Source organism: Luteococcus sp. H91 (genome assembly GCF_038433135.1).
Classification (GTDB): Bacteria; Actinomycetota; Actinomycetes; order Propionibacteriales; family Propionibacteriaceae; genus Luteococcus.
The window spans coordinates 115454-129890 of sequence record NZ_JBCDMV010000020.1 but is presented as its reverse complement, the minus strand read 5'-3'; the positions used below and the strand labels follow the sequence as shown (position 1 = coordinate 129890).

The following is a 14437-nucleotide window of genomic DNA, read 5'->3' as shown; positions in this document are numbered from 1 at the left end:
ACGCCATGAGCGTGAAGGACTACGCCGAGAAGGACTACTACAAGGTGCTGGGCGTCTCCAAGGACGCCAAGCCCGAGGAGATCAAGAAGGCCTTCCGCAAGCTGGCCCGGGAGAACCACCCCGACCAGCACCCCGGTGATGCCAAGGCGGAGCAGCGCTTCAAGGACGTCTCGGAGGCCAACTCCGTGCTGTCCGACCCCAAGAAGCGCAAGGAGTACGACGAGGCCCGCAGCCTCTTCGGTGGGGGCGGATTCCGCTTCCCGCGCGGCGGCCAGCCCGGCACCGCTCCCGGCGGCGTCAACGTCGAGGATCTCTTCCGCAATGCCCAGGCCGGTGGCGGCTTTGGTGACATCTTCGGTGACCTGTTCGGTCAGGCAGCCGGGGGAGCGCCCCGTCGCGGCGGCTCGCATCGCGGTGCGCGTCGGGGCTCCGACGTCGAGGGCGACGTGACGATCAGCTTCACCGACGCCGTCGACGGCACCACCGTCGGCGTGCAGATGGTCTCCGAGGCTGCCTGTGCGGCCTGTCGCGGCACCGGCGCGAAGGCCGGCACCGTGCCCGAGGTGTGCGAGACCTGCCAGGGCTCCGGGGTGCGGACCTCCACCAGCGGCGGTGTCTTCGGCATCACCGAGACCTGCACCGACTGCAAGGGCCGTGGCCTGGTGGTCAAGGATCCGTGTGAGGTATGCAATGGCTCCGGGCGCGCCAAGTCTGCCAAGACCATGCAGGTGCGGATTCCCGCGGGCGTCACCGACGGCCAGAAGATCCGGATCAAGGGCAAGGGCTCCCCGGGCGAGAACGGCGGCCCCAACGGTGACCTGTACGTGCTGGTGCACGTGCGTCCCCACGCCGTCTTCGGCCGCAAGGACGACAACCTGACGGTCACCGCTCCGGTCTCCTTCACCGAGGCCGCCCTGGGCGCCGAGATCGAGGTGCCGACGCTGAAGGGCTCCCGGGTGAAGCTGCGGATCCCCGCCGGTACCCCGAATGGCCGCACCTTCCGGGTGCGCGGCAAGGGCGTCGCCCGGCGTGACGGCTCGATGGGGGATCTGCTGGTCAGCGTCGAGGTGCAGGTACCGGAAAACCTGGATGACAAGGCCAAGCAAGCCCTACAGGAGTTCGACCGTGTGGCGGGCGGAGGCAACCCGCGAACCGGTATGTTCGGAGGCTCGTCGTGAGCGAGAACTACCCGCAGGTGGTGGATCGCGACGCCGCCGTCTTCACGATCGGCGTCGCGGCCAACCTGGCCGGCATGCATCCGCAGACCCTGCGCAGCTATGACCGGATGGGGCTGGTCAGCCCGCGTCGTTCCCGTGGGCGTGGCCGGCGCTACTCGCCGCGGGACATCGCCAAGCTACGGCTGGTGCAGCACCTCAGCCAGGAGGAGGGGATCAACCTCACCGGCATCCAGCGGATCCTGGAGCTGGAGAACGAACTGGACGTGATGCGCACCCGGCTGAGCGAGATGGAGGCCCTGCTGGACGAGGCGCGGGCCGCCCGCGCCGCCACCGGTGGGAGGGTCTTCACCGCCGAGACCTCTGGTGCGGTGCACCTGGGGCGGCATGTGGTGCGCCGCCAGCTGGCGCTGCCCGGGCGATGAAATATTTGGACCATCCGAACCATCCATGTCCGTTTTTGAGTAATGTAGCTCACAATTGTGGGGTGAAGAACACATAATCCCACACGATTGATGGATGGAAAGTGTTGGATCGATGGCGGAGCGGTGAATTCTTGGCTTAGCGTCGAGGCATGAAACCACTCGTGATTCGCAGCGCGATCGTCGCTTCGCTTGGTGGCCTGATCTTCGGTTTTGACACGGCTGTCATCTCCGGCACCACGGACGCCCTCAAGAACTACTTCAGCCTCAGCTCGGCCCAGCTCGGCACCGTCGTCGGTGTGGCTCTGCTCGGCACCATCCTCGGCGCCATGACCGCCGGCCAGCCGGCCGACAAGTTTGGCCGCAAGAAGGTGCTCTTCGTGATCGGCATCCTCTACATCCTTGGCGCCCTTGGCTCCGCCTTCGCCCACGACGTCTGGGTGCTCAGCCTGTTCCGCTTCCTGGGCGGCATCGGCGTCGGCGCGGCCAGCGTCTGCGCCCCGATCTACACCGCGGAGATCGCCCCCGCGAAGGTGCGCGGTCGGCTCGTCGGCCTGGTGCAGTTCAACATCGTGCTCGGCATCCTGCTGGCCTACCTGTCCAACTTCCTGGTGCGGTTGCTGGTCAACAACGAGATGCTCGACTGGCGCTGGATGTTCGGCGTGATGGCCATTCCGTCGGCGATCTTCCTGGGCCTGCTGTTCACCGTCCCGGAGACCCCGCGCTGGCTGATCTCGCATGGCCGCGACGCCGAGGGCCGAGCCATCGTGCAGAAGCTGACCAGTACCCAGGAGGAGGCCGACTTCCAGATCCGCGAGATCGACGAGGGGCTGGCCGAGGCCGAACGCAACAACGACAAGGACGCCAAGTTCTTCACCAAGGGCAATCGCAAGGTGATCCTGCTGGCCTTCACCATCGCCATGTTCAACCAGATGTCCGGCATCAATGCCATCCTCTACTACGCCCCCGAGGTGATGAAGCAGGCTGGCGCCAGCACCAATGCCGCCTACCTGATGAGCGTCGCCGTCGGTCTGATGAACCTGGTGGCCACCATGACCGCGCTGACCGTGATCGACAAGATGGGCCGACGCAAGCTGATGCTGGTCGGTTCCATCGGTTACCTGATCAGCCTGGGCTTCCTGGCGGGCGTGATGTTCTACTACGAGAACGCCAAGGGCGGTGCCTTCAACGGCACCTCGTCGATCCTGGTGCTGGTGGGCCTGCTGGGCTTCATCGCCGCCCACGCCTTCGGTCAGGGCTCGGTGATCTGGGTCTTCATCAGCGAGATCTTCCCCAACCGCATTCGCGGCCGCGGCCAGTCGCTGGGCTCGCTGACCCACTGGGTCTTCGCCTGGCTCACCTCCACGCTCTTCCCGCCGATCATCGACGCCCTGGGCGGCGGCGTGGCCTTCTCGATCTTCCTGGTCTTCATGATTGGCCAGCTCTTCTGGGTGCTGAAGGTGATGCCCGAGACGAAGGGCGTCCCGCTGGAGGAGATGGAAGCAAAGCTCGGACTCGCGCGTGCGTGATCGGGGTGCCAATGAGAGGATCACAGGCATGAACAGCGAAGTTCCCAACAATCCCTCGGTGCTCTGCCTGGGTGAGGCCCTGGTCGACGTGGTGATCCGCGACGGCGTGACCACCGGAGAGCACGTCGGCGGTAGCCCGCTCAATGTCGCCTGCGTGATGTCGCGGCTCGACCACGACGCCACCATCGGCGCCTGGTGGGGCAAGGACGAACGTGGGGCGGCCATCGAGCAGCATGCCACGGACCACGGGGTGCCCGTGCAACCCGGCAGCGACGGGGCCGCCAGGACGCCCGTCGCCTTCGCCCACCTGGATGCCGAGGGCCGAGCCACGTACGAGTTCGATCTCGAATGGGCCCTGCCCGACATGTCCGGCGTCGAGTCCTACGCGCATCTGCACACCGGCTCCATCGCGGCGACGCTGGAACCCGGTGGCACCCAGGTGGTCGACGCGGTCAAGGCCGTGCGGCCCACCGGCACCATCAGCTACGACCCCAATGTGCGTCCGGCGCTGATGGAGTCTCCGGACAAGGTGTTGGGCCGGATCGAGGAGCTCGTCGCCCTGGCCGACGTCGTCAAGGCATCCGACGAGGACGTGGAGTGGCTCTATCCGGGCATTCCCGTGGAGGACATCATGCGCAAGTGGGCCGCGATGGGCCCGGCGCTGGTGGTGCTCACCCGTGGGCCGTGGGGCGCGTACGCGCTGCTGCGGCACAACCGGGACATGCTGCACGTCGACCAGATGACGGTGAAGCTGGCCGACACCGTCGGCGCGGGCGATTCCTTCATGGGTGGTCTGCTCTCCGGCCTGCTCGACGCCGGGCTGCTGGGCTCCCGCGAGGCGGCAGGGCGACTGGCCGATGCCGGCTGGAATGAGGTGCAGCCCGCGCTGCACCGGGCCGTGGTCACCTCGGGCCTGACCGTCAGCCGCGCCGGGGCCCATGCGCCGACTCGCGAGGACATCGAGACCGTCGTCCAGAGGGACCCCAGCCTGGCGAACTGACCGATGGGCTTCAGCGGGCAATCACCTGCACCAGCAGGATCTTCACGATGGTCCCCAGCGCGAACAGGGCGCCATAGGCACTCTCGATCCGCTCGTCATTGACCTTGGAGTTGGCGAAGGCCAAGATGGCGGGCTGCCCGACGAAGCCGGCGAAACCGCCCGTGGCGCGCTGGGCCGAGAGCCCGATCAGCCGGCCCCGGCCAGCAGGATTGCGCCACCCAGCAGCAGGCTGAGGCCACTGACCAGAATCACCTTGGCCCCGGTCAGGGTGAAGGCCTGGGAGACGAAGGCGGGCCCCGACGCCAGCCCCACGGCGGCCAGGAAGATCATCAACCCGAGCTGGCGCAGCGTCGCGTTCACCGCACCCGGCAGGTCCCAACGGAAGGGCCCGGTGCGGTGGACGGCGCCCAGTGCCATCCCCACCACCAGCGGCCCGGCGGCGGCGCCCAGGCTGAAGCGCAGCCCACCGGGCAGCGGCAGCACCAGCGCACCGGCCAGCAGACCCAGGCTGATCCCCAGGCCCATGGTCAGCGCATCCACCTGGCTGACGCGGCGCTCGGAGTCGCCGAAGAAGTCCACGGCGTCCTCCAACTGCTCGCGCGGGACGACGGCCAGCACCCGGTCCCCGGGCTGCAGCACTAGATCGTCGCGGGCCAGCATGTCCAGGTCGCCGCGGCGAACCCGGGTGATCACCCCGTGCAGATGACCCTGGAAATTCAGCTGACCGATGCTGTGGCCGACGACCGCGGGGGAACTGACCAGGAAGCGTCGAAAGTCGACATCTCGACGTTGGTGCGTGAGGTCGCCGCCCTCGCTCGGGTGGCCCAGATAGCCAATGGCGGCCTCGACGTCGTCCGGCGAGCCGATCACCAGCACTCGGTCGTCGGGCAGCAGCGGCCCCAGCCCGCGCGCCACCCGGATGTCACCGTCGCGCTCCAGATAGGAGAATTTCACCGTCTGGTCGCGGAAGCCGGGCACGTCCCACAGCTCCGCCTCGCGCTTCACATGGGCGGTGACGGCGACGATCCCGGCCTCGGCCAGCGAGCGGTTGTCCCGGGTGCCCGGCCAGCGCCGCTCCACCACCAACGCCACCAAGATCATCCCCAGCACGACGCCGGTGGGATAGGCCAGGGCGTAACCCACCAGGGTGTCACCGGAACCATGGGTGGCGATGATTGCGGCGTCGATCGCCGGGGAGGTCAGCACGCCGGCATAGGCTCCCGCAACGTGCCCCGGGCTGAGACCCAGCAGGCCGCCCAGCACGGCGGCGACGCCGGCCATGGCCCCCAGCCCCAGCACCCCGGCGAGCATCAGGGACCACTGCCGTCGCAGGTCAGAGACGAAGGTGGAACCGGCCGCCAGCCCCACGGTGTAGCAGAACAGCACCACGCCCAGGCTCTTCACCAGCCCCATTCCCGGGGCGCTGCCCAGCCGGGCGTCGAAGGCGCCGATCACCAGCCCCATGAACAGGGCGCCTGCTGCTCCGAAGCGCAGCGGGCCGAACTTGATCTGGCCCAACAGGGCGCCGGTGGACAGCACCAGCATCAGGGTCAGCAGCGGTTGGGTGGTCAGGAAGTCGAGCATGGTTCTCCGGGAGGTGGGCTGTGGGTCATTCTGCTCCCGCCGCCGTGCCGTCCGCGAGCCAGCCGCCAGCTGGACCGGCCCGGGCGGGCATGATGGGAGGGTGCAGACAGCCACCACTCCAGCCGGGCCCACCGTGCTCGTCGTCGAGGACGACCGGCAGGCCAGCAACCTGCTCGCGGAGATCCTCATGGAGCGGGGGATGCACGTCGTTCAGGCCTTCACCGGCCCCGACGGCATCCGGCTGGCGCATGCCGAACAGCCGGACCTGATCTTGCTGGATCTGATGCTGCCCTTCAAGAGCGGCGACGAGGTGTTGCGGGCCATTCGCCTGGAGAGTCGGGTGCCGGTGATCATCGTCTCCGCCCGGGAGACCACCCGGACCAAGATCGACTTGCTGAACCTTGGCGCTGATGACTACGTCACGAAGCCCTTCGACATCGACGAGGTGGTGGCCCGCTGCGAGGCGGCGCTGCGCCGCTCGGCGGGGCCGGCCAGTCCCCGCACCGTGCACCAGTACGGTGATCTTGAACTGGACGAGACGGCGCATCGGGCCAGCGTCGCCGGGCAGGAGCTGACCCTGACCGCCACCGAGTTCGGGCTGTTGACCATGCTGATTCGCGACCCACGGATCGTGCACGCCAAGGCCCGGCTCTATGCCCAGGTCTGGGGCGAGGAGATGGGCTACGACGAGCGCACCGTCAATGCCCACATGCACAACCTGCGACGCAAGATCAGGGACGCTGCCGAGTGTGATCCGATCAAGACCGTCTGGGGGATCGGCTACACCCTGCGCGAGCAGTAGGCTCGCCCGCATGGCCCGACGCGCTGCAGGTCTGCCATCGACGACGAGCGCACCCTGGAGCAGTTCTTTGCCCAGGCGCCGGCCATGAACCCGAACGCCCCGCTGATCACGGGCGTGATCTGCGGGATGCGGGTGGAGGAGATCGAGGACCCGCTGATGCAGCAGATCCGCTGGCTGGACAAACTGGTCGACGAGGTGGCGCGCGGCAAGAAGATGACCAGCATCCTGCGGTCTTGACGAAGTCTTGACAGCCGTCTTCACAGATTCTTGACCCCCGTCCGAGAGGGTGGGGGTCATGGACGAGATGGTGGTGAGAACCCAGCGACTGACCAAGAGCTACGGCAAGGTCAAGGCCCTGGACGAGGTGGGGATCGAGCTTCCGCGTGGCGAGATCTACGGCCTGGTGGGGCAGAACGGTGCGGGCAAGACCACGCTGATCCGGCTGCTCACCGGTCTGGCCCGCCCGACGGCGGGCACGATGGAGCTCTTCGGGGCGACGGGTGCCTCGGTGGTGGCGCAACGTTCCCGGATCGGCGCGCTGATCGAGGCGCCGGCCCTGAGCCTGGACCTGACGGCCCGGCAGAACCTGGAGGCGCTGCGGGTCCAGCGCGGGTTGGCCGGAAAGCACTGGACGGACGAGGCCCTGGAGGTCGTCGGCCTGACCGACACCGGCAAGAAGCCGGCGGGGAAGTTCAGTCTGGGCATGCGGCAGCGGCTCGGGTTGGCCGTCGCCCTGCTGGGCCGCCCTGAGCTGCTCATCCTCGACGAGCCGGTCAACGGTCTGGACCCCACCTGGATGACGCGGGTCCGGGAGGACCTGGTGCGCCGCGCCCACGAGGACGGCACCACCATCCTGATCTCCTCGCACCTGCTGGCGGAGCTGGACCTGTTCGCCACCCGCTACGGCTTCATCCACCACGGCCGCCTGGTGCGCCAGCTCACCGCCGGCGAGCTGCACGAGCAGTGCCAGCGCACGCTGCGGATCCGCGTCGACGATGCCCCCCGCGCCGCCACCGTGCTGGAGGAGCAGCTGGGCATCCGGAACTACCGGCTGACCGACGGCCAAGGCCTGCAACTGACCAGCCATCTGGAGGCATCCGCCAAGATCAACTCCGCCCTGGTGGGCGCCGGCGTCGAGGTCAGTGCCCTCGAGGTGCGTGGCGCTTCGCTGGAGGAGTACTTCACCGACCTCGTCAAGGGAGCCTGACATGTTCGCCAACATGCTTCGTGCCGACGCCTACCGCTTCCTGCGGTCGCGCTTCGCCAGGACCATCGGTGTGGTCTTCTGCGTCGTGATCGGCCTGTTCTGCCTGTTCAACTTCGCCGACCACAGCAGCACCTCGTTCGCCTTCGGAGGCTCGATCGGCCAGACCAAGGACGGCGTCGAGCTGATCGACGGCTTCGTCGGCTTCTACTACGCGGACCCGGCCCACCCCCAGTTCTGGGAACTCTTCTACTCGGCCACCTGCTTCACCGCGGCGACGATGTTCGCCATCGCGATCACCGGGATGATGATCACCTCGGCCGACGACCAGAACGGCATCACCAAGATCAACGTCGCCCAGGGGCTGTCCCAGACCCGCCTCTACCTGTCCAAGGTCCTGCTCGCCGTCATTGTGACGGGGCTGCTGTGGGCGCTGCACAATGCGATCACCCTCGCGCTGGTCCTGGTCCGGGAGGATGTCTCGCTGACCGGTGACCAACTGGGCCGGTGGGCCTGGCACTGCCTGTTGCTCTTCCTGCCCCAGCTGGTGTTGATGTTGCTGGTCAGCCTGGTGACCCTGGTCACCCGTTCCCGCGTGGCGAGCATGGTGCTGCTCGTCGTGCTGGTCCTTGCGGCCCCGATCCTCGGCGCCGTCGCGCGGGCCCACCCGTCGCGTTGGGCGGAGCTGCTGCTGGGGGCCAGCCCCGTCTGGCACCTCAACCGGGTCTCCCGCGCGTGGGCCGAGACGCAGATCGTGGGGCACACCTGGTTGATGTTCGCGGTGGGCACGGTGGTGCTCCTCGCGGCCAGCATCGCGTGGCTTCGCCATCGTGAGCTGAGCTGACTGCAAGACTGGCGTCATGACGGGCTGGATCGTGGCCGCGGTGGGGGCGGCCGTCGCGGTCTGGTCCGTCATGCGCGTCCGCGGGCTGCACAGGGAGATCGCCGACGTGCGGCTCCAGCTGGCGCGGCACCGGGAGCAGGGTTCCCAGGAGCCCCTGGCGCTGGTGGTGCGCGACGACGAGCTGGAGCACCTGGTGGCCGAGCTGGACACCTCGCTCGACGCCTTGCGCAGCAATGGGATTGCCACCGCCGCGCGTGAGATCCGGCTGCGCCGTGAGATCGCGGACATCTCCCATGACCTCAAGACCCCGCTGATCGCGGTGCGTGGCTACCTGCAGCTGGTCCAGCGCGACGGCGCCTCGGCGGACACCTCGCCGCGGCGCTTGCAGACCGTCCTGGAGCGCGTCGATGATCTTGGACGGCTGGTGGACGACTTCTTCGAGCTCAGCGTGCTGGACGCCGGCGTCCGGGAACTGGAGCTCGGGCCGGTGGATGCCACCGAGGTGGTCACCGAGGCGCTGCTGGGCTTCTACGTCGCCTTCGAGGCCAAGGGGATCGAGCCGACGGTCCTCGTGCCCGCCGAGCCACTGGTGGTTCGCGCGGAGGCGACGGCGCTGGGGCGCGTGGTCCGCAACCTCGTCGCCAATGCCCTGGCGCACGGTGGTGGCGACGTCGAGGTGAGCCTCTCCCGCGAGGACGACCAGGCCGTGCTGCGCGTCACCAACGACGCGCCGGGACTGGCCCCGGCCGACGCGGAGCGACTCTTCGAACGCTTCTACCGGGCGGATCCGGCCCGCACCGGCGCCCACGCCGGACTGGGGCTGTCGATCGTGCAGGAGCTGGTGCGCCAGATGGGTGGTCGGGTGCAGGCCCGGGCGGAGCAGGACCGGCTGCGGATCACCGTCGAGCTGCCGCTGGCCGCCGTCTGAGCATCTAGGCTGGGGTCATGCGTGAACTGCAGAAGGTCATCATCGAGGAGATGGGCGTCAAGCCCGCCATCGACCCCGCCGAGGAGGTGGAGCGTCGCGTCCAGTTCCTGTGCGACTACCTCAAGGCCACCGGAACCAAGGGTTTCGTCCTGGGTATCTCCGGTGGCATCGACTCGACGCTGGCCGGCCGGCTGGCGCAGATGGCCGTAGACAAGCTGCGCGCCGAGGGCGTCGAGGCGGACTTCGTCGCGGTGCGCCTGCCACACGGGGTGCAGGCCGATGAGGCCGACGCCGCCGCCGCGATGGACTGGGTGGCCGCCAGCACTGAGGTGACCCTCAACATCAAGCCCGCCACCGACGGCATGGAGGCCGCCTTCGAAGAGGGCACCGGCATGCAGATCAGTGACTTCAACAAGGGCAATGTGAAGGCCCGGATGCGCATGGTGGCGCAGTACGCCATTGCGGGTGAGCGCAACCTGCTCGTGATCGGCACCGACCACGGCGCCGAGTCCACCACCGGCTTCTTCACCAAGTTCGGCGACGGCGGTGCGGACATCCTGCCGCTGTTCACCCTGGACAAGGGGCAGAACCGCCAACTGCTGCAGCACCTCGGAGCCCCGGAGCGGCTGTGGGCCAAGGTTCCCACGGCGGACCTGCTGGACGGCAAGCCGCTGCGCACCGACGAGGACGAGCTGGGCATCAGCTACGACGACATCGACGCTTACCTGGAGGGTTCCGAGATCCCCGACGAGGTGGCCGAGAGGATCGAACAGAAGTGGCTGCGCAGTCGGCACAAGCGCACCACCCCGGTGGACATCCGCGATACCTGGTGGCGCTGAGCCGGGCTATCCCCGGCAATCACTCATCAAGCTCTTGCAGGCGATACACATCGGAACTCGTGATCGTGTGACCGCTGCCTGCCAGGGCCGCGAAGCCGTTGCGAATCCGCGCTTCCCGTGGCTCGGGCATGCTGTGCAAGGACTGCCGAGCCAACTCGCTGATGACCTCGCCCAGAGTGCGACGCTGGTCGGCCGCAAGCTGACGGACCGCCTCCAGCACGTCGTCGTCGATGGTGAGCGTGGTCCTCATGATTCGATGGTATGTGCGAGGTTGCGCGAATTGAAGTTGTGGCTGACCACAACAGAGGGCCAGGCGGCGCAGTCGACCAGCTGTGGCGGGAATACTGGCCAGCCCGTCGGGGTTGAGTCTGGTGTGCTCAACTTTGCTTGAACCTGGCCGGGCGCGAATCCATACTTGAGTCACGGCCACTCAATCCAGCCCTTGAACCCAGAAGGAAACATGGACACCGAGAAGCTCACCACCATGAGCCGGGACGCGGTCTCGGCTGCGATCCGCAATGCGCTGGCGAATGGCAATCCGAATGCCGAGCCGGTGCACCTGTTGCATTGCCTGCTGCTGGTTCCCGACAACACCGTTGGGCCCCTGCTGGCGTCGGTTGACGTCGATCCCGCCAAGGTCAGTGCCGCCGCGCAGGCCGCCATCAAGAAGCTGCCCAGCGCCCAGGGCAGTTCCGTCAGCCAGCCGCAGCTCTCGGGCGCCCTGGCGCGAGTCCTGGCCGACGCCGAACTGCGCGCCGACGAGCTGGGCGATTCCTATGTCACCACCGAGCACCTGCTGCTCGCTCTGACCGCCATCACCTCCGACGCCGCCAAGATCCTTGTTGATCTTGGTGCCACGGTAGACAAGATCAACAAGGCCTTCGCCGATTCCCGCGGCGATCGTCGAGTCACCTCCCCTGAAGCCGAGGGCGGGGAATCCGCGTTGGGCAAGTACTCCGTCGACCTCACCGAGCGCGCCCGTGAGGGCGAGCTGGATCCGGTGATCGGCCGTGACCAGGAGATCCGTCGGGTGGTGCAGGTGCTGGCTCGTCGCACCAAGAACAACCCCGTGCTGATCGGCGAGCCCGGCGTCGGCAAGACCGCCGTCGTCGAGGGCCTGGCCCAGCGCGTGATCGCCGGTGACGTGCCCGACTCGCTCAAGGGCCGTCGTGTCGTCAGCCTGGACCTCAGCTCCATGGTGGCCGGTGCCAAGTACCGCGGGGAGTTCGAGGAACGGCTCAAGGCCGTGCTGAAGGAGATCAAGGAGGCCGACGGCCAGATCATCACCTTCATCGACGAGCTGCACACCGTCGTCGGGGCCGGCGCCGGTGGTGAGGGTGCGATGGACGCCGGCAACATGCTCAAGCCGATGCTGGCCCGCGGTGAACTGCGGATGATCGGCGCCACCACCCTGGACGAGTACCGGGAGCGGATCGAGAAGGATCCCGCGTTGGAGCGCCGTTTTCAGCAGGTCTACGTCGGCGAACCCACCGTTGAGGACACCATTGCGATCCTGCGTGGCTTGCGGGAGCGTTACGAGGCGCACCACAAGGTGCGGATCACCGACGGGGCACTGGTGGCCGCCGCCAGCCTGTCCAATCGCTACATCACCCACCGTCAGCTGCCGGACAAGGCGATCGACCTGATTGACGAGGCTGCCAGTCGGCTGCGGATGGAGATTGACTCCAGTCCGGAGGAGATCGACGTGCTGCGTCGCCAGGTGGACCGGATGAAGATGGAGCAGTTTGCCGTCGAGAAGGAGAGCGACGCCGCCTCCAAGGCGCGCCTGGAAAGGCTCAACCAGGAGCTGGCCGACGCCGAGGAGCAGCTGCGCTCCCTGGAATCCCGGTGGGAGTCGGAGAAGGCGGGGCTGAACCGGGTTGGTGACCTCAAGACCGAGATCGACCGGCTGCGCAGCGAGGCCGACAAGCTGATGCGTGAGGGCCAGCTGCAGGCCGCCGCGGAGATCACCTATGGCAAGATCCCCGCGCTGGAGAAGGAACTGGAACTGGCCAGCCAGGCCGAAGCCGAGCAGAAGCAGGGCTCGATGGTCTCCGAGGAGGTGGGCAGCGCCGACATTGCCGAGGTGGTCAGTGCCTGGACCGGCATTCCCGTCGGCAAGATGTTGCAGGGCGAATCCGAGAAGCTGCTCAGCATGGAGGAGCACATCGCCGAGCGGCTGATCGGCCAGAAGCCGGCCGTCAATGCGGTCGCGGATGCCGTCCGGCGTAGCCGCGCCGGGATCAGCGACCCGAACCGGCCCACCGGCAGCTTCCTCTTCCTGGGCCCCACGGGCGTCGGCAAGACCGAACTGGCCAAGTCCCTGGCGGACTTCCTGTTCGACGACGAGACCGCGATGATCCGGATCGACATGAGCGAGTACTCGGAGAAGCACTCCGTCTCGCGGCTGGTGGGCGCTCCCCCCGGCTATGTCGGCTACGAGGAGGGCGGTCAGCTCACCGAGGCCGTGCGGCGCCGCCCCTACAGCGTCGTGCTGTTGGACGAGGTGGAAAAGGCCCACCCCGACCTGTTCAACATCCTGCTGCAGGTGCTGGACGACGGTCGGCTGACCGACGGCCAGGGACGCACGGTCGACTTCCGCAACACCATCCTGATCATGACCTCCAACCTGGGCAGCCAGTTCCTGGCCGACCAGAACCTGGCCGCCGAGGCCAAGCGGGATGCCGTGATGGGCGTGGTCCGGGGTGCCTTCCGGCCCGAGTTCCTGAACCGGTTGGACGAAATCGTCATGTTCGATCCGTTGACCCAGGAAGACCTGACGCACATCGTCGAGACCAACCTGACCAAGATCAACGCCCGGCTGGTTGAGCGCCGGATCACGATCAATGTCACCGACGAGGGCAAGGCCTGGCTGGCCCGCACCGGCTTCGATCCGGTCTACGGCGCTCGCCCACTGCGTCGACTGGTGCAGGCCACGATCGAGGACCAGATGGCCAAGAAACTGCTGGCCGGCCAGATCGCCGACGGCGACACGGTCACCTTCGACGTCGATTCCTCCGGCGACGGGTTGTGCATCGCCTGAGCGGTAGCCTTCCTCGGGTGAGCAGTGAACGCGTCGTCCCCGATCCGCAACGGCCCGGCTGCTGGCTGGTGCGGATCGGGGGTGCCGACCAGTCCTGGGTGAACCCCGATGACCCCACCCATTTGGAATTCGACTACATGCAGCGGCTGGCCGACCAGATCGATCAGCACGGTGAGCCCGGTCAGCGACTGCGGGTGGTGCACGTCGGGGGGGCGGCCATGACGCTGGCGCGCTATGTGGCGCACACGCGTCCCACCTCGCCGCAGATCGTTCTGGAACCCGATGCCGAGCTGACCGCCGAGGTGCGCGCCAAGATCCCGCTGGGCAAGCACTCCGGCATCAAGGTTCGCCCCGTGGGTGGCCGCGAGGGCATCGCCGCCATGCCCGACGACTATGCCGACGTGGTGGTGCTGGATGCCTTCATCGGCGCCCGGGTGCCGGGCGAGCTGGTTGGTCTGGACTTCCTGGCGGACGTACGCCGGGTCCTGGTGTCCGAGGGCCTCTTCCTGGCCAATGTCACCGACACCCACCCCTTTGATTGGACTCGGCGGGTGTTGGCCGGCCTGCGGAGCACTTTCGCCCATGTCATGCTGAGCGGCGAGAGCGCCACCCTCAAGGGGCGTCGCTTCGGGAATGTGGTGATTGGCGCCAGTCCGGTGGCGCTCCCGGTCGACCGGCTGGAGCGGCGGGCCGCCGGCGCAGTCTTCCCCCATCGATTGGTGCACGGTGAGCATCTGACCCGTTTGGTGGGGGGCGCGCAACCCTTCTTTGGGGTGGGTGAGGAATCTCCCGGCCCGCCGGCGGGGCGAGCCTTCTTTGATTGAGTCACGAGCTGAATCGGCGAGTGCTCCCTGACAAGGGCACTGTCTGTGGAGTGGGCGCAGGCGTCTCACTGGCTGGATAACTTCCCTGCGGAATCGTGAGAACACGACAAGAAGGGTGTTGAGTTTCTCTCAGTGGCTTGTTACTTCAGTCTGTTGCCCTGCATACTCAGTGCTGTCACAGCTCGGAACAGGTTCGGGGTGGGCTTTGCTCGGGGGAGCATGGGAGAACAGCGGTGCGCCAGG

Annotated in this window: 13 protein-coding genes and 1 pseudogene; 12 read left to right on the top strand and 2 right to left on the bottom strand. The window is 67.5% G+C overall.

All coding sequences use genetic code 11. The features are described from left to right. Positions 1–5: 5 nt before the first annotated feature. The 4 genes from dnaJ to AAEX57_RS11030 all read left to right on the top strand — a co-directional run bounded on the left by dnaJ (position 6) and on the right by AAEX57_RS11030 (position 4126). The gene (gene dnaJ, locus AAEX57_RS11045; protein ID WP_342092132.1) at positions 6–1178 is read left to right on the top strand and encodes a molecular chaperone DnaJ; all 1173 of its coding nucleotides are present in this window, start codon (positions 6–8) and stop codon (positions 1176–1178) included. Beyond that, entirely contained in the window at positions 1175–1600 is a 426-nt protein-coding gene (locus AAEX57_RS11040) for a heat shock protein transcriptional repressor HspR (protein ID WP_342092133.1), read from the top strand. The genes dnaJ and AAEX57_RS11040 overlap by 4 nt, the downstream gene beginning before the upstream one ends. Positions 1601–1749: 149 nt before the next feature. Next, a complete protein-coding gene (locus AAEX57_RS11035; RefSeq protein WP_342092134.1) occupies positions 1750–3126 on the top strand; it encodes a sugar porter family MFS transporter in 1377 nt (458 codons plus the stop codon). A 28-nt stretch (positions 3127–3154) separates the two neighbouring features. Then, positions 3155–4126: a carbohydrate kinase family protein gene (locus AAEX57_RS11030; RefSeq protein ID WP_342092135.1), complete on the top strand. Its 972-nt coding sequence runs from the start codon at positions 3155–3157 to the stop codon at positions 4124–4126. Between the two features lie 10 nt (positions 4127–4136). On the opposite strand, the pseudogene AAEX57_RS11025 reads toward AAEX57_RS11030, so the two are convergent. Next, positions 4137–5710, bottom strand: a pseudogene (locus AAEX57_RS11025) (aspartate:alanine exchanger family transporter). A 100-nt stretch (positions 5711–5810) separates the two neighbouring features. On the opposite strand from AAEX57_RS11025, the gene AAEX57_RS11020 reads away from it, so the two are divergent. Genes AAEX57_RS11020 through nadE form a run of 6 tightly spaced genes read left to right on the top strand, consistent with a single transcriptional unit; the run spans position 5811 to position 10327 of the window. Then, the gene (locus AAEX57_RS11020; protein WP_342092136.1) at positions 5811–6512 is read left to right on the top strand and encodes a response regulator transcription factor; all 702 of its coding nucleotides are present in this window, start codon (positions 5811–5813) and stop codon (positions 6510–6512) included. A 36-nt stretch (positions 6513–6548) separates the two neighbouring features. Further along, complete coding sequence (locus AAEX57_RS11015) at positions 6549–6749, top strand: DUF2200 family protein (RefSeq protein WP_342092215.1); 201 nt, start codon at positions 6549–6551, stop codon at positions 6747–6749. Between the two features lie 58 nt (positions 6750–6807). Continuing rightward, a complete protein-coding gene (locus AAEX57_RS11010) occupies positions 6808–7719 on the top strand; it encodes an ABC transporter ATP-binding protein (RefSeq protein WP_342092137.1) in 912 nt (303 codons plus the stop codon). A gap of 1 nt (position 7720) precedes the next feature. Continuing rightward, positions 7721–8560, top strand: a complete 840-nt coding sequence (locus tag AAEX57_RS11005; protein WP_342092138.1) for a hypothetical protein — start codon at positions 7721–7723, stop codon at positions 8558–8560. Between the two features lie 16 nt (positions 8561–8576). Continuing rightward, the gene (locus tag AAEX57_RS11000) at positions 8577–9488 is read left to right on the top strand and encodes a sensor histidine kinase (protein ID WP_342092139.1); all 912 of its coding nucleotides are present in this window, start codon (positions 8577–8579) and stop codon (positions 9486–9488) included. A 17-nt stretch (positions 9489–9505) separates the two neighbouring features. Continuing rightward, entirely contained in the window at positions 9506–10327 is an 822-nt protein-coding gene (gene nadE, locus AAEX57_RS10995; protein ID WP_342092140.1) for an ammonia-dependent NAD(+) synthetase, read from the top strand. 19 nt (positions 10328–10346) lie between these two features. Here the strand turns inward: nadE and AAEX57_RS10990 are convergent, their stop codons facing one another. Further along, positions 10347–10577, bottom strand: a complete 231-nt coding sequence (locus AAEX57_RS10990; protein WP_342092141.1) for a ribbon-helix-helix protein, CopG family — start codon at positions 10575–10577, stop codon at positions 10347–10349. 210 nt (positions 10578–10787) lie between these two features. On the opposite strand from AAEX57_RS10990, the gene clpB reads away from it, so the two are divergent. Together clpB and AAEX57_RS10980 are read left to right on the top strand one after the other, a co-directional pair. Then, a complete protein-coding gene (clpB, locus tag AAEX57_RS10985; RefSeq protein ID WP_342092142.1) occupies positions 10788–13370 on the top strand; it encodes an ATP-dependent chaperone ClpB in 2583 nt (860 codons plus the stop codon). Positions 13371–13387: 17 nt separating this feature from the next. After that, positions 13388–14194 carry a spermidine synthase gene (locus AAEX57_RS10980; protein WP_342092143.1) on the top strand — a complete coding sequence of 269 codons (807 nt, stop codon included), beginning with the start codon at positions 13388–13390 and terminating at the stop codon, positions 14192–14194. The last annotated feature ends 243 nt before the right edge of the window (positions 14195–14437 follow it).